This window comes from Brevibacterium aurantiacum (genome assembly GCF_007558825.1).
GTDB classification, from domain to species: Bacteria; Actinomycetota; Actinomycetes; order Actinomycetales; family Brevibacteriaceae; genus Brevibacterium; species Brevibacterium aurantiacum_A.
Genome location: NZ_VLTK01000007.1, coordinates 26,290 through 41,251, shown reverse-complemented (window position 1 = coordinate 41,251; position 14,962 = coordinate 26,290). Strand labels below are relative to the sequence as shown.

The 14,962-nt window shown below is 61.5% G+C and carries 15 protein-coding genes; 7 read left to right on the top strand and 8 right to left on the bottom strand.

The window, feature by feature from the left end:
* Positions 1-4 precede the first annotated feature (4 nt).
* The gene (locus FO013_RS22390; RefSeq protein ID WP_186293096.1) at positions 5-175 is read left to right on the top strand and encodes a KOW domain-containing RNA-binding protein; all 171 of its coding nucleotides are present in this window, start codon (positions 5-7) and stop codon (positions 173-175) included.
* 22 nt (positions 176-197) lie between these two features.
* On the opposite strand, the gene FO013_RS12850 is transcribed toward FO013_RS22390, so the two are convergent.
* Positions 198-506, bottom strand: a complete 309-nt coding sequence (locus FO013_RS12850) for a biopolymer transporter Tol (protein ID WP_143922976.1) — start codon at positions 504-506, stop codon at positions 198-200.
* Positions 507-590: 84 nt separating this feature from the next.
* Between FO013_RS12850 and FO013_RS12845 the strand changes: the two genes are divergently transcribed.
* Positions 591-3,623, top strand: coding sequence for a DEAD/DEAH box helicase (locus FO013_RS12845; protein ID WP_143922975.1), 3,033 nt, complete (start codon positions 591-593; stop codon positions 3,621-3,623).
* Between the two features lie 36 nt (positions 3,624-3,659).
* Here the strand turns inward: FO013_RS12845 and FO013_RS12840 are convergent, their stop codons facing one another.
* Positions 3,660-4,757 carry a type I restriction endonuclease gene (locus FO013_RS12840; RefSeq protein ID WP_143922974.1) on the bottom strand — a complete coding sequence of 366 codons (1,098 nt, stop codon included), beginning with the start codon at positions 4,755-4,757 and terminating at the stop codon, positions 3,660-3,662.
* Between the two features lie 301 nt (positions 4,758-5,058).
* Between FO013_RS12840 and FO013_RS12835 the strand changes: the two genes are divergently transcribed.
* Positions 5,059-6,267: a Fic family protein gene (locus FO013_RS12835; RefSeq protein ID WP_143922973.1), complete on the top strand. Its 1,209-nt coding sequence runs from the start codon at positions 5,059-5,061 to the stop codon at positions 6,265-6,267.
* A gap of 16 nt (positions 6,268-6,283) precedes the next feature.
* On the opposite strand, the gene FO013_RS12830 is transcribed toward FO013_RS12835, so the two are convergent.
* Complete coding sequence (locus FO013_RS12830) at positions 6,284-6,889, bottom strand: CGNR zinc finger domain-containing protein (RefSeq protein WP_143922972.1); 606 nt, start codon at positions 6,887-6,889, stop codon at positions 6,284-6,286.
* A 96-nt stretch (positions 6,890-6,985) separates the two neighbouring features.
* On the opposite strand from FO013_RS12830, the gene FO013_RS12825 reads away from it, so the two are divergent.
* Both FO013_RS12825 and FO013_RS12820 read left to right on the top strand, forming a co-directional pair.
* Positions 6,986-8,065 (top strand): LLM class flavin-dependent oxidoreductase, encoded by a 1,080-nt coding sequence (locus tag FO013_RS12825; protein ID WP_143922971.1) that lies wholly within the window; start codon positions 6,986-6,988, stop codon positions 8,063-8,065.
* A gap of 59 nt (positions 8,066-8,124) precedes the next feature.
* Complete coding sequence (locus tag FO013_RS12820) at positions 8,125-8,751, top strand: cysteine hydrolase family protein (protein WP_143922970.1); 627 nt, start codon at positions 8,125-8,127, stop codon at positions 8,749-8,751.
* Between the two features lie 15 nt (positions 8,752-8,766).
* Here FO013_RS12820 and FO013_RS12815 read toward each other — a convergent pair whose 3' ends face one another.
* Positions 8,767-9,810 (bottom strand): NAD(P)-dependent alcohol dehydrogenase, encoded by a 1,044-nt coding sequence (locus tag FO013_RS12815; RefSeq protein ID WP_143922969.1) that lies wholly within the window; start codon positions 9,808-9,810, stop codon positions 8,767-8,769.
* A gap of 94 nt (positions 9,811-9,904) precedes the next feature.
* On the opposite strand from FO013_RS12815, the gene FO013_RS12810 reads away from it, so the two are divergent.
* A complete protein-coding gene (locus FO013_RS12810) occupies positions 9,905-10,492 on the top strand; it encodes a TetR/AcrR family transcriptional regulator (RefSeq protein ID WP_143922968.1) in 588 nt (195 codons plus the stop codon).
* A gap of 77 nt (positions 10,493-10,569) precedes the next feature.
* On the opposite strand, the gene FO013_RS12805 is transcribed toward FO013_RS12810, so the two are convergent.
* From FO013_RS12805 to FO013_RS12795, 3 genes are all read right to left on the bottom strand, one after another.
* Positions 10,570-11,316 carry a VOC family protein gene (locus tag FO013_RS12805; RefSeq protein WP_222103620.1) on the bottom strand — a complete coding sequence of 249 codons (747 nt, stop codon included), beginning with the start codon at positions 11,314-11,316 and terminating at the stop codon, positions 10,570-10,572.
* Between the two features lie 78 nt (positions 11,317-11,394).
* Positions 11,395-11,820: a VOC family protein gene (locus FO013_RS12800; RefSeq protein ID WP_143922967.1), complete on the bottom strand. Its 426-nt coding sequence runs from the start codon at positions 11,818-11,820 to the stop codon at positions 11,395-11,397.
* 124 nt (positions 11,821-11,944) lie between these two features.
* Positions 11,945-12,184, bottom strand: a complete 240-nt coding sequence (locus FO013_RS12795; RefSeq protein WP_313900588.1) for a CHY zinc finger protein — start codon at positions 12,182-12,184, stop codon at positions 11,945-11,947.
* Positions 12,185-12,371: 187 nt separating this feature from the next.
* Here FO013_RS12795 and FO013_RS12790 point away from each other — a divergent pair, with 187 nt between their 5' ends.
* Positions 12,372-13,412 (top strand): DUF2891 family protein, encoded by a 1,041-nt coding sequence (locus FO013_RS12790; RefSeq protein ID WP_143922965.1) that lies wholly within the window; start codon positions 12,372-12,374, stop codon positions 13,410-13,412.
* A gap of 45 nt (positions 13,413-13,457) precedes the next feature.
* Here the strand turns inward: FO013_RS12790 and FO013_RS12785 are convergent, their stop codons facing one another.
* Positions 13,458-14,960, bottom strand: coding sequence for an aspartate ammonia-lyase (locus tag FO013_RS12785; RefSeq protein WP_143922964.1), 1,503 nt, complete (start codon positions 14,958-14,960; stop codon positions 13,458-13,460).
* Between the last annotated feature and the right edge of the window lie 2 nt (positions 14,961-14,962).

The following is a 14,962-nucleotide window of genomic DNA, read 5'->3' as shown; positions in this document are numbered from 1 at the left end:
AACCATGACTGAGTTCAATATCGGCGATACTGTCCAGGTCACCTCCGGAGCAATGGCACACAGTGTCGGCACCGTCGTCTATCTCTATGAGAAGACCGGGAAGTACCTCGTGCGAACGGGCGCCGGAGCCCAGGACTACTATTCCCCGGACGAGATCGAACTGTTCAACCCCTGACGCATTTACCGCTCCACGGACCTCACCGCAGACGGTCCAAGGATTCCTCGGCGCGCGCAATTCGCTGCCCCACGTCCATCTGCCACCAATAGTCGCCCCGTTCTCCGAGTCCGTGCTTGGCGATGGAGACCCGATTTCGGGCAGCACTCACTTCCTCGTCCGTACCCGTCTTCTGTGCGGTGCGGACAGCGTTCCGTGCTGTGCCGAGATGGCTTTTCAGTTCTGCCACCATCTCCTCAGGCAGTTCCGGATCGGTTCTTCGCCATTTCCGGCCCTTGATGACCATCCACTTCTGCGCATCGCTGTACTCGCGCTCCCCATCCTGGCCCATGATCAACAGTCTGTTCCTCTCGAACGACTGTGTCCACATCGAGTTTCCACGTGATGTGTCCGTGGGCAATGAGAAGATGGCACGGTGCCTGACAATCGCACCGCGTCCTTCAACGCCACCCCCGCCGGCTGGCGTGACATCTTCGCCTCCCTCGCCGAGGCGGCCCCGCAGGAGTACACGCCGGTGGCCCTGGGATTCGAGCTCGTCGAGGTGGTGGCCCGGACGTGGTTCGAACCGAAGCATTCTGTGGTTCTGGAGAAGCAAGCGGTCTCCCCTGGCACCGATCCCAGCCTGGCGATCCGCCCGCTGATCCTCAGCGAATCAGGCAACTGGGTGAAGAAATCCCTCACGTGGCGGACCATCGACCGGATGGCCAGGCAATTCAATGTCGATCCCCGTCACCAGGAATGGTTCACCCAGCTCGCGGGCTTGCGCACCCGGGACAAGACTGACTTCACGCCCGATGGGGCACCGTACAACCTCGGCGATTTTCACACCCCCCTGCTGTGGGACATGTTCGCTCGGGCCACCGAGATCGGGATCGAACTCGTCGGCGTCAATCAGGGCATGCGCGTGCACATCGGACGCGAAGCGAATGCCATCATCGACGTCAACCGGGTGAAGAACCTGCTGCGGGTACAGCCGCGAGTGACGATCGATGAACGCGAATTCTCAGCAGGGCTGACCAAGCCCATCTGGACGCACGGGTTCTTCGGCGTCGACCTGCGCTCGGGCTTCTCCGTGACCATGGCGCCCGCGTCGAAGCCGACGGCACAATCGGCACTGTCCGTGTTCGGTGCGGTCGGGCCGATCACGATTCCTGCTGACGAGTCCGAGGAGTTCTTCGAGGAGTACTACCCGCTCCTGCGCACCTCCGCCGAGGTTGTCAGCACCGACGAGACGGTGAAGTTCCCCCAGTTCAGCCAGCCGCGGCTGGTCCTTTTCATGGCGTTCGGGGCGAAGGACCACCTGAGTCTGCAGTGGTACTGGGAGTACTCGGGACCCAGACGGACCCTGCCCGTGGTGCCACTGTCGAAGCTCGGCACCTCCGCCATCCGCAGCAAGGCAGACGGTCGAAGCACTGCAACGACCCCCACGCTGAGCCCCCGCGACAACCGTGACCTCGAGCATGAGGTCTCCGTCCTCAGTCAGGTGGAATCGGTCCTCGCCGAGACTCAGCCGCCCGGCCACCCCCGCGACATGGAACTCACGGACGCCGACACTGCGGACTTCGTCGTCAATGTCCTGCCTGGGCTTGAAGAGATCGACCACGTCAAGGTCATCACGCGCGGGAAGAAACAGCCCTATCGCGAGCTCGGCGGGGAGCCCAACATCACGATCACCTCGGTCGAATCGGAGAAGAACGACTGGTTCGACCTGGGATTCCAGATCACCATCGACGGCAAACCCATCCCCTTCGTCAAGCTCTACAAGGCCCTGGCTGCGGGGACGAAGAAGATCAAGCTCGTCGACAACACTTTTCTGTCGCTGAACAAACCCGCCTTCGACAAGCTCAAAGCGCTCCTGGCTGAAGCAGACCTCATCCCCGAGTGGGAGCCGGACTCCCCGAAGATCACTCGCCTGCACGTGGGGCTGTGGTCGGAGTTCGAGGAACTCGCCGATGAGACGCTTCCGGCCCAGTCTTGGCAGGAGTCCGCACAGGCACTGCTCGACCTCGACCACCTGCCTGCCACCCAGGTGCCACATCTGGGTGGGGTCACCATGCGCCCATATCAGGTACAGGGTTTCCGGTGGTTGGCACTGCTGTACAGGTGCCACCTCGGCGGGATTCTGGCCGACGATATGGGACTGGGCAAGACCCTGCAGACCCTGGCACTCATCACTCATGCGCGGGCAGAGCTTCCGTTCCTCGTCGTCGCCCCCACCTCGGTCGTCGACAATTGGGCGAAGGAAGCCGCGAAGTTCACCCCTGGTCTCGACGTTCGCGTCGTCTCCGAGTCGACTCAGAAGAGGAAGACCGCCCTCGCCGAGGTGGTCGCCGGTGCCGATGTCATCATCATGTCCTATGCGATGCTGCGCCTGGACGAAGACCCCATCTCTCGCCTCAAATGGGCTGGGTTCGTCCTCGATGAGGCGCAGTTCGTGAAGAACAGCTCCTCTCAGGTCCATCAGGCGGCGAAGTCGGTCAACGCCCCGTTCCGCCTGGCGCTGACGGGAACGCCGATGGAGAATTCTCTGCGCGATGTGTGGTCGCTGTTCGCCATCACAGCACCTGGACTGTTCCCCAGCGCCCACCGTTTCGAGAAGGAGTATGTGCGACCCATCGAAGTGGGTGAGGACCCGGGTCGATTGAAGCGTCTGCAGAAGCGCATCAGACCGTTCATGCTGCGCCGGAACAAGGATCTCGTTGCTGCGGATCTGCCGGAGAAGCAGGAGCAGGTCATCAATGTCGAGCTCAATGCCGCTCATCGCAAGCTCTACGATCGGGTGCTGCAGAAGGAGCGGAAGAAGATCCTCGGCTTCATCGACAGCGAGTACGACAAGCAGCGCTTCATCGTCTTCCGCTCACTGACTCTTCTGCGCATGCTGGCCCTGGATCCGCGCATCGTCGACGGTGAACACGAAGGCGTACCGTCGAGCAAGCTTGCGGCCCTGATGGAACGACTCGAGGATGTCGTTGCCGAAGGCCACCGCTCGATCGTGTTCAGCCAGTTCACGTCGTTCCTGACCAAGATCGCCGAAGACCTCGATCACCGAGGCATTCCCTACGTCGTCCTCGACGGATCCACGAGGAATCGGGGCAAGATCGTCGAAGAGTTTCGGACCGGTGCGGCACCGGTGTTCCTCATCAGTCTCAAGGCCGGCGGGTTCGGCCTCAATCTCACCGAGGCCGACTATGTCTTCCTCATGGACCCGTGGTGGAATCCCGCGACGGAGAATCAGGCGATCGACCGTGCCCACCGGATCGGGCAGACAAAGAACGTCATGGTCTACCGCTACGTTGCCGAGGGCACGATCGAGGAGAAGGTCCTCGCCCTGCAGAAGAAGAAGGCAGAACTCTTCGACTCCCTCATGACCGACGGTCAGAACGTCGACGGTCAGGCCTTCAGTCAGACGGTGACGGCCCAAGACATTCGGGGGCTGTTCGAGGGATAGGACTTCTCGGAACAAACGCACGTCGATTTCGAAGTGCTACTCAACGTGCCGGCGTACAGTCTCACGAATTGCGTCTGCGTGCTCATAGATGGTTTCAAGACCTGCGATCGGATGACGCGTCTCGGCCTTGTTCTCATCAAACAGTCCTAGATATTTCTGCTTCTTTCCGTTGAAACGGAGTCGAGCAATGGGCTTTCTGTTGTTATCGTCCAACAGCACCGCGAAGTACGACTTCGAGTCACGCTGGACGACCCTTTCAGGCTTCACTTCGCTGCAGCTGATCGCCTTGACGATCTGGTAGCCTTCGAGCTCCTCCAACGTCGTTTCGATCTCAGTGTCCCGATCCAGGTCAGCTTCAGCGATCGTCTCACTGGTGACAGCATCGGCTTGGGCGGAGGTTTCCAATGGAGCAGAATATGAGGCGCCCAGCGCCGTCTTCAACCGGTCGTTCACCTGCTCATTCAGGTACTGTTTTGCTGCTTTGGAGACGAGTTGGGTGAACTGCGTCTTTACATCTTGAGTAAACCGACCACCGTAGACACTGCTGGTGAAGAGCCGAACGAACGCCTCGTCGGGCTCCTTGAACTGCGAAGCAATCTCTCGTTTGATGGCTCCTACATACTTGAGTTCCTCAGCCGCACTGATGACCGATTCGAGGTCAAAGTTCTCCTTGGAGAGCTTTCGAAGTTCAGGCAACAGGGTTTCGTCAATGTCATTGAGATCCAATACCAAGAACGGCCGATCATCCATCTTGTTCGGCGCATCCAGATCGGTGTAGAAATTGTAGATTTCACCATTGGTCAGGACTGCAATTCGCGCATTGGTGACGGAGAAGTACCGGAAGAGTTGCGATGCGTGTTCAATTCGAAGTGCCTCCGCCGACTTTTTGCATTCGATGAGCATCTGGACTTCACCCTCGCGCATGATTGCGTAATCCACCTTCTCACCACGCTTCACCCCTACGTCGGCGGTGAACTCCGGAACCACCTCGAGTGGATTGAAGATGTCGTAGCCGAGGATCGTAGAGATAAAAGGCATGACAAAGGCGTTTTTCGTTGCTTCTTCGGTCTGGATTGCATCCCGCTGATTCTGAACCTTCGCCGCCAAGGCGGACAACCGCTCTTCAAATTCCACAATCTCTCCTCATTGAGACATCACCAGTAGTTGACTTGAATCAAACTGTAGCCTGGTTCAATCGTTTCGGAGCGTGCGGTCACCGGATTTCTGATTCACTCCCGGATTCGCCGCCTCGCACCAAACGCACTGGCGATAACCCATCGATCTACCTCATCCAGGAATGACGATTCGACCTTGGACACCATTGGCAGGATCGCAGCGTCATCCCACCGTGAAGTTTATTTACTTTAGATACACTAAAGTAAATATTGAAGCGAAGTGTTCACACTTACGGCCCATCCCGAGAGGAGGTCGCCCCATGCCCTACACCGCCGAACTCCACTGGACACCTCCGAACCCAGCCGGGCTGAGCAAGAAGGACAGAGCCTCAGGTACGCACCGCGCATATCTGCCTGATGAGCTTGCCATCACGCTCCCAGAACTCGGTGCCAAAGCACAGCATGCAGCCGAGGAAGCGGCGGTCGTCCTCGCTCGATTCGACGAACGAATCAGCTCGTCGGGCAGCACCTACCTCAACCATCTGCTTATCCGGTCCGAAAGCATCTCCTCCTCGTGGATCGAAGGCAGTCGACTCAGTCCGAAGAAACTGGCTATCGCTGAGCGTTTGAAGTACGGCGATCGTGTGGCTCTCGATGTCATCGCCAACGTACGGGCGACTGAAAACGCCATCGACGAGATCGCCAATCCACTTCGGCCGATCAGCGTCAAGGACATCGAAGACCTCCAGCACTCGATCAAGCCGCGGCTTGCCTTTGGACTGCGAGAAGCCCAGAACTGGGTGGGCGGCCCGGGCAACAGCCCGCTGCGCGCAGATTTCGTACCTCCACCACCAACTGAGGTTCCACGGCTCGTCGCGAATTTGGCTGCGTTCATCACGGCCACGGAGGGCAATCCGGTCATCCGCGCCGCAATCGCCCATGCCCAATTCGAAACGATCCACCCCTTCGCCGACGGGAACGGCCGAACTGGGCGAGCGCTCGTCCACACGGTCCTCAAACGTTCCGATGCACTCCGTACTGTGCTCGTGCCGATCAGCACGGTCTTCGCCTCGAACACGAACGCCTATATCGGCGGCCTGAACGCGTATCGCAAAGACCCATCCGACCTTGATCAGTGGGTCATCTCCTTCGCCGAGGCGGTCGAAGCGGCCGCCGCAAGAGCTGTCCTCCTGGCCGAGGACATCGAAGCACTGGATCAGACAGTTCGCCTCGATCTCGCCGAGCACCGTCGCGAAATCGGCAAGTCACCGATCCACCCGAGGGCCGGTTCGGTCATCCTCAAAATCCTCGACTGCTTAGCGCGAGAGCCGGTGATCACCATCGATTCGGTGGCGGTCGAGCACGGAGTCTCTCGCGCTGCTGCCCATCGGGCTCTCGTCGAGCTCGCCGAGGCAGGGATCCTCAGGAAAACCAAGAATCACAAAGGCAAGGTCGTCTGCTATTCGGCAGACCAGCACTTAGCGTATGTTGAGTTGACGGAGGCGAACCACCGGGGCCGAAAGGGCTGAGCTCCAGATCGAGGATCTACGCCGATCGAGTGGACCCCGCGTTTGCCTGAGCCCGTTTGCGTGCGTATGAGCGCGCGGCACGCACTCGGTCTCCGCACCGAGTTGAGCACCACTGCCGACGCCCATGGGTCTTGAGCAGGAACCGTAAACACGGCTCGGCCTCGCACTGTTCGAGCAGGCGGGCCTCGTCACTGGCCAGCAGCGTTGCCGCATCCTCGGCGATCACCGACATGGCGTGTTCGACCAGCTGCGTCGCTGGGTGCTCGAGCGAGCGGAAGAACCCCTCTCTGGGAGTGAAGTGCAGCAGTGATGCGTTGGGTGCGGAAGTGAGTGCGGCATTGATCCCGTCTAGGGCCCGCTGGTCGACAGCCGTCCCTGCGGCGCAAGCAGCAAAAGCCGACCGGAGGTCACCACGGAGACCTACTAGCCGATTCTGACAGTAGGACTGCAGCTGCACCCCCGCATCGACAAGGCCACGCTCGATGAGCCACTCGGTCGTTGCCTCTGGGGTGCTCAACGCATCGGCGCTCTTGCCGCCGGGGAGGTCGATTGTGCTGTTCGCGAGGTCGACGCTGCTGTGCTCATGCGCGCCGGGGCTCGGTGGAAGAGGCATAACAGTCATAAACATCATGGTATCAGTATTGATTTACCGTGACATCATGCTACGCTGAATCTAACGTGAAACAGCATTATTTACCGTGAGAATTGAGTTTGTGAATTGACGTTCCCTCCGAAATTCGGGTCTGCCCCCTTCGCCCTATCCGTACACACCGGCGGAGGCCCCGGCGTCGGCCACACCGCCGAAGAGGGACTGGCCGATACCGTTCGCACTGCTGAGGCAGCGGACCGCCTCGGCTACCACCGATTCTGGATGTCCGAGCACCACGCGATGCCCGCACTGTCCGTCGCGTCACCGCCACTGATGATCGCCCGCCTCACTGCTGACACTGAACGGATCCGGCTTGGCGCGGGCGGGGTGATGCTGCCGAACCACTCCCCATTGGTGATCGCAGAGCAGTTCGGAATGCTCGACGCCCTTGCCCCGGGACGCATCGACCTCGGGCTGGGACGGGCACCAGGTACCGACGGTGCTACGGCTGCCGCACTTCGCCGCGGTGCCGGAGCCAACGAAGAGTTCCCGCAACAGCTCGCCGAGCTGATGGGATTCCTCTCCGACGACTTCCCGGCCGGACACCCTTACACCGAAGTGCACGCCGTACCCGGCCCCTGGCAGAACGAACAGAACCGAGTTCCCGCTCCCATGACGCATCCGCAGCTGTGGATCCTCGGCTCATCCCCATATTCCGCACAACTGGCAGCTCGCCTCGGTCGTCCGTACGCATTCGCCCTGCAGTTCGGTGATGCCGATATCACCACAGCCATGCGCATCTACCGCGAGAATTTCACACCTTCGTCCGTGCTCGATCGCCCCTACTCGATGGTGAGCGTGAGCACGGTGGTGGCCGAGGACGCGGCCGAGGCCGAACGGGAGGCCTCGAGCTCGGCGATGGCGATGCTGCGCATGTTCAAAAGGGAACCATTCATCCTTCTCCCTCCCGAAGAAGTCGCAGCGTATTCTGCAACGACCGCGACAGCGAACGAGAACGCGATCCTCGATATGTATACACAGCGGGCCTATACCGGAACTGCGGAGACCGTCGCCCAGAGACTCGAAGCCCTCCAGGAGCAGACCGCCGTCGATGAAGTAATGACTGTGGTCGGCGCCCATACCCGCGGTGTCGATGAACGCACCGTCACACTACTCGCCGAACATTACGGAGCGGCGAGTCACCCCTGAAACCTCCCGGCAGCCGCCGGAGAGAATCGCACCATGCCACCCGACCCGAAGGAGAACTCATGTCCGCACCACGTCGCGCACTGATCGTCGTCGATGCCCAGCAGGAATACTTCGAAGGACTGCTGCAGATCCAGCATCCCCCGCGCGAAGACTCACTGATTCGCATCACCGAAGCGATGGATGCCGCCGAACAGGCGGGAATACCGATTGTCGTCGTGCAACATCAGGCACCCGAGGGGTTCCCTGTCTTCGCTCCGGACTCGCCGACCTTCGCACTGAACCCCGAGGTCGCTGGGCGCGCAGATGCGGCATCACACCGCATTACGAAGGAATTCGCCAGCATCTTCGCTGGCACCGACCTCGAGTCGTGGCTGCGCGATCGCGAGATCGACACACTCACCATCGTCGGGTACATGACTAACAACTGCATCATCGGCTCCGTCGCCGCGTCCGAACCGCTCGGATTCACCGTCGAGGTGCTGTCGGACGCCACCGGCGCCATCGATATTGAGAACTCTGCCGGTTCCGCTCCAGCAAAGCAGGTCCACGAAACCATTATGGCTGTCCTGAACTCGAACTGGGCTGCCGTCACGACGACGAGTCAGTGGATGGAAGCGGTCCAGTCCGAGCATGCCCTGGCCGGGGACAACCTCATAGAGTCCGCCGCTCGAGGTCGGAGGGGCTGAGAGCACGCCGAAGAGTCAATCAATCTCATCCAGGTCGGACATGTCGAGGACGAACCGGTACCTCACGTCGTTTGCTGCGAGTCGTTCAAGTGCAGTGTCGACCTGTGAAGACGGCAGCACCTCGACGTCGGGGACGACCCCGTTGTCGGCACAGAACTGCAGCATTTCAGCGGTCGAAGGTCGACCTCCGCTGCCTGCGGAGCTGAGCTTCTTTCGACCGATGAGCAGGTCGGTGACCTCCACGGTGAGCGCGCCCAGATAGCCGAGGATACTGAGTGTCCCGTCCAGCCCGACCAGCTTGAGATAGGGCGCGATGTCGTGTGGTACCGAAACGGTGTCGATGACGACGTCGAAGCTCTCCCGCGCCGCGGTCATCTGCGCAGCATCGGTGGAGACGATGAACCCATGCGCGCCGAGCCCGCGGGCGTCGTCGGCCTTGTCCGAGGTGCGGCTGATCACGGTCGCGGTGGCGCCGAGTGCGACTGCGAACTTGACTGCGAGATGGCCGAGGCCTCCGAGCCCGACCACGGCAACACGTACACCCGGCCCGACATCCAACGCGCGCAGCGGCTCCCAGACGGTGATGCCCGCGCACATCAGCGGTGCCGCCGCGGCTGGATCCAGCCCCTCGGGAAGTCGGTAGGCGAAATCTTCGCGGACAACGTACTCACGCGAGAACCCGCCCAGGGTCGTCGATCCGTCGACACGATCCTTCCCTCCATAGGTCAGGGTGGGAAACTCGTGGCAGAAGTTCTCCTGTCCAGCCCGGCACATGGGGCACTGACCGCAGGAATCGACGATGTTGCCCACCGCGACACTGTCGCCGACGGCGAAGGCTGCCACCTCGAGCCCTACCTCGCTGACGACGCCGGTGAACTCGTGCCCTGGAACGAGGAGCGAGTGACCACCATGGTCACGCAGTGCCTGCAGGTCGCTGTGGCAGAGCCCGCAGTAGTCAACCCTCACAGCGATGTCATCTGGGCGCAGTTCGCGCCGCTCCAGCAGGCCTGCACTCAATTCCGAGGAGCCAGTCGCCTGCCATCCAGTGGTCGTTCGCATCACAGATCTCCCTAAACAGACTATTCGGTCTATTTAGCGTACTGCCGCACTCCGGGCGAAGCAAACCAACTGGTCTGTTTGATACTGTGATTGCATGCCCGAACAGCCCCAGACCCGCCGCGGCGCAGCGACCTACCAGCGCATCCTCGACGCCGCCACCGAGGAGTTCGCCCAGCACGGCATCGCCGGGGCCCGCGTCGACCGGATCGTTTCGGCCGCACGGACGAACAAGGCTCAGCTCTACTCCTACTTCGGCGACAAGGGCCAGCTCTTCGACGCCATCTTCCTCAGCTCTCTCGACAGCATCACCAACACGGCGCCCATCGATGCTGAGGACCTCGCCGATTGGGCCGTGCGTCTCTACGACGAATACCTCCGCCGTCCCGACCTCATCCGACTGGCCACCTGGACGCGATTGGAGCGACGGCCCACGGGCCACCTCACCGAAGCCCACGATGACTACGATGACCACAAGCTGTCGGCCATCGCCGCTGCTCAGAAGGCGGGGCAGGTCCGGGATGGCGACCCGTTCGACATCATGGCGATGGTCATCGCGATGTCGATGGCGTGGTCACCGGTGAGCAATGTCTACGCCGCCGACACCAGTGAACCCGCCGAGGCGCACTCCTCCCGCCGGAGGCTGCTGCGCGAGTGCGTCTCCCAAGCCATGCGAGCCCATTGACGCATGGTCACACGTGGGCGGCAGTCCCCTTCGGAGCCTGCAGAGAAGGCACGGTGCCGTCGTGATCGGCAGCTTCATCAGCTCGGCTGCTCGGCACTGCAGGCCAGAACGGCACCGGCGGGGTCAGCAATGACGATATTCCGGTGGCTCTCTGTGTCGAAAGGCTCGAGCACGACCGTGCCGCCCAGCGACTCAACGAGCGCCGCGGTGGTGTCTGCGTCGCTGATGGCAACGTTGACGGCCCAGTGAGCTGGGGCGTCACCGGCGTCGGAAAGCAGACCGATGGTGTGCCCGTCGAGACTCCACCGTGAGAAGGGTGCACCCGACACCTCGTGCAGTTCCCAGCCGAAAAGCGCACCGTAGAAATCCTGCGACTCTCGAGCGTCGGGACTATGGAGCGAGGACATTGACCAGGTGTTGGTCTCGCCGACAATCTCGGCCCCCTCGACGCCCTGGCCATCATTGACGCAGAAGGGGATGCCGCTTGGATCTGCGAGGATCGCGACTCGTCCACCCGTATTCTGTTCCAGATACGGCAGGAGACAGCTTCCACCCGCGGCTTCAGCCGCAGCGATCGAGGCATCAACGTCGTCGACGAGGACGTGGATCAACCACCCGGCTGGAACTGACCCCGGCGCCTGAGCGATACCGGCGAGGCTCTGCCCATCCAACCGAGCCACGAGCACACGGTCCTTCTCACCGGGGTCCTCGACGGCCCACCCGAAGAGCTGAGTGTAGAACTCGGCTGCCTCCGACACGTTCGGCTGGAGAGTCTCGATCCAGAACGGCGTGCCGAACGGGTAGCTGCTGTCGTTGGCCATCATTGCCTTTCAACCATCGCGGACTGCCGCAGGCTCTCAGCTCTGCTCATGATTCGACAATAGTTGTTCTTCCCCGGCCAGTCAGTCCCCAGGACCGTCAGAAGACTGGGCGGTATCGACGATCCACGGCACTCCGTAACGGTCGAGGCACATACCGAATCCTTCGGACCAGAACGTCGGACCAAGCGGCATTTGGATCTCGCCGCCGTCGGCCAGCGCAGCGAAGACCGTGTCAGCAGTCGCCAGATCGGCGGCCGTGTAGGACAGTGCGATACCCAACCTGGGGCCACCATCGCCCGTAGTGTCATCGGATCCCATGAGCAGCGTGTCATCGAAGGTCAAGGCGGCATGCATGACCGTGTCATCGGTCGAACCGGGCATCCGCTGGTCTTCGGGCACGTCCTTCATCGGCATGATCGTCAATTCGCCGCCGAAGATTTCCTGGTATCGCTTGAAGGCTTCAGCGCATTTTCCGTCGCTGTAGAAGATATAGGCATCGATAGACATCTTGCGTCACCTCTCGAATCATTCATTGATATGGAGAATCAGTGGTTCCAAGTGCAGCGTGCTCCTGCCAGGTTACGCGCGCTGTGTCACCACATGTGCAGTCAGGCGGGGCGCCGAGGTGCCTCTACTGGGAGCTGAAGTAGAAATCCGCGTGTGCCGCACAGCGCGGATTGAATGGTGCCGCGCAATCCGGGCACGCGCTCACTCCCAGGTAGGCCTCGATCGTCAGCTCCGTCCAACAGTGTCCACAGAGAATGGCCTTCTGATTCCACTGCTCGCGGGGCCACTGCTGGGCCGAGTGTTCAGCACATTCGAAATGACACAGATGGCACGGAAAGTACCGGTCGCAGCAGGCAAAGCGAATGGCGATGATGTCGAGTTCGGTCGAATAGTGCACACACCGCGTGTGCTCATCGACGGTCTTGCCGAAAACTCGGGGTGACGTCGTCACGGCTCACCTGCCTCCTGCTGGCCCTGCTCCCTGTATTCCCAGCCTAGCCGCCTGCGCTGTTCGGCGAAGTAAAATAGGGACCCCGAGCAGATGAGGATCAATGCCAACACCTGAAGTTTTCGTCCGTCCCTTCGCCGAGGTGGCCCTGGCCAACATCACCCGCGACTATCCGTTCGCCTCCCACCACGTCGCACGCGGATTGATCGACATCGTGCCGGCAAGCGAGAAGAACCCGGCCTTCGCGAACTCGTTCGACTGGCACTCCAGCGTGCACATGCACTATCTGTTGGCGTCACTTCTGGGCACCGAGTCTGCCCGTAGTGCGGATTGGCGAGACGAAGCCATCGAGACACTCTCCACCCACCTCAGCGAGGATAATATGCGCGCCGAGGCGGATTTCCTCCGAGACAACCCGAGCTGGGAACGACCCTACGGTTGGGCATGGGCCATCGACCTCAACCGAGCTCTCAACGCCAGTGAGAACTCTGAACTGCGAACGCTGGGAAAGCATACGCAGATCCTCGCCGTTACCGTCTTCGAGCTGGTCCTCGAGTGGCTGCCGAAGGTCCCCGAGCCGGTACGCCACGGAGTCCACTCGAACACGGCGTTCGCTCTGCGCCGCATCCTCATCGGTGCCCGCACACAGGACCGAAGTGATGTCGTCGACGCCATCGCCGAGGCTGCCCGTCGCTTCTATGCCGAGGACCAGGCCTGGAACTTCCGACAAGAGCGCAGCGGCCACGACTTCCTCTCCCCCGGGCTCTGCGAGGCCGAGCTCATGACCGAGGTGCTGACCGAGGACGAGCTCGCCGTCTGGTTGCCGGACTTCTTGTCGGAACTGACGCCGGAATCACCCGCGCTCACACCAGTCGAGGTCATCGATCCCACGGACGGGCAGCAGAGTCACCTCTACGGACTCGGGCTGTCGGTCGCCGCGTCGCTGATGCGCCTGGCACCCAAGTTGCTCTCATCCGCCGAACACTCGGGGAATCATGAAGTTGGCGACCACGCGAGGGGCCTCCTCACAATGGTCGACCACCTCATGGCCCCGGGACTCGAAGCGGCAGTCTCCGACGAGTACATGGCCTCTCACTGGGTCGCGACCTTTGCGTGGGAGTCACTCGTGCTGCGGAATCACTGAGCTGTCGACTGCCTTGCGCGACCTCTTGTGACTGGCGAAACGACCTCACTGCGCAGACTGCACCACTGGGATCTCGGAAGTCATCTCATCCCGGGGAACCGCCTCGGTGCTGTCGGCCGAGTTCTCCACACCGTGATCGGCAGGCAAACCGGTCAGACGCTCAGGCTTGAGGATCTCCTCGAGTTGGGTTCGGTCGAGGAGCCCCTGCTTCACGACGAGGTCGGAGATCGGTTCATTCGTCGCCAGCGCCTGCTTGGCCAGCTGTGCGGCAGGGGCGTAGCCGATGACCGGGGCGAGAGCGGTGATGACGGTGACGGAACGGGCCACGGTGTCCTCAAGGGCCGCCTCGTTGGCGGTGATGCCGTTGACACAGTTGACGCGGAAGGTCTGGCAGGCACGTTCGAGCCAGGTGATCGACTGGAACAGGGAATGGGCGATGACCGGCTCAAACGCGTTGAGCTGGAGCTGGCCGGCCTCGACGGCCATGGACACGGTGACGTCAGCACCGGCGACCGAGTAGGCGACCTGGGAGACCGCCTCGGGAATGACGGGGTTGACCTTGCCGGGCATGATCGATGAGCCCGCTTGGCGGGCCGGCAGGTTGATCTCACCGAAGCCGGCTTGTGGTCCCGAGGACAGCAGACGCAGGTCGTTGGCGATCTTCGACATCTTCAGAGCACTGCGCTTGAGCGCCCCGGAGAAGGTGATGAAGACCCCGGTGTCCGAGGTGGATTCGACGAGGTCGCCGGCGGTGACGAGTTCGAGTCCGGTGATGGTGCGCAGGTGCTTGATCACCGCTTCCTTGTACCCGACGGGTGCGTTGATCGCCGTTCCGATCGCAGTGGCGCCCATGTTGACCTCGCCGAGGAGTGCGACCGCATCTTCGAGCCGCTGCACGTCCTCGCGCAAGGTAGTGGCGAAGGCGTTGAATTCCTGGCCCAGGGTCATCGGCACCGCGTCCTGGAGCTGGGTGCGACCGACCTTGATGACGTGGGAGAACTCGCGACCCTTCGCGGCAAAGGCATCGGCTAAAAGCGTGAGTTCGCCGAGGAGGTTCTGCAGTGAGAAGGCCAGTGCAATCTTGATCGCCGTCGGGTAGGTGTCATTCGTCGACTGGCTGTGGTTCGTGTGGTCGTTGGGGTTGATGAACGAGTAGTCGCCCTTCGCGTGCCCACCGATCTCGAGCGCACGGTTGGTGATCACCTCATTGGCGTTCATGTTCGTCGAGGTACCTGCCCCTCCCTGGATCACGCCGACGGTGAACTCGTCGTGGAGCCGCCCGCCCTTGATCTCCTCGCAGGCGGCGTCGATGAGGTCGGCTCGCTGCTCATCAAGGGCACCGATTTCAAGGTTCGCCCGTGCCGCGGCCTGCTTGACGCAGGCGAAGGCGCGGATGAAGTCAGGGTAGACAGAAACCGGGCGGCGGGTGATCGGAAAGTTCTCCATCGCCCTAGCAGTGTGCACACCCCAATAGGCGGTGTCGGGGATCTCGAGGCTGCCGATCGAATCGGTCTCAGTACGGGTGGGTGCAGAAGCGCTTTCGGTCATAT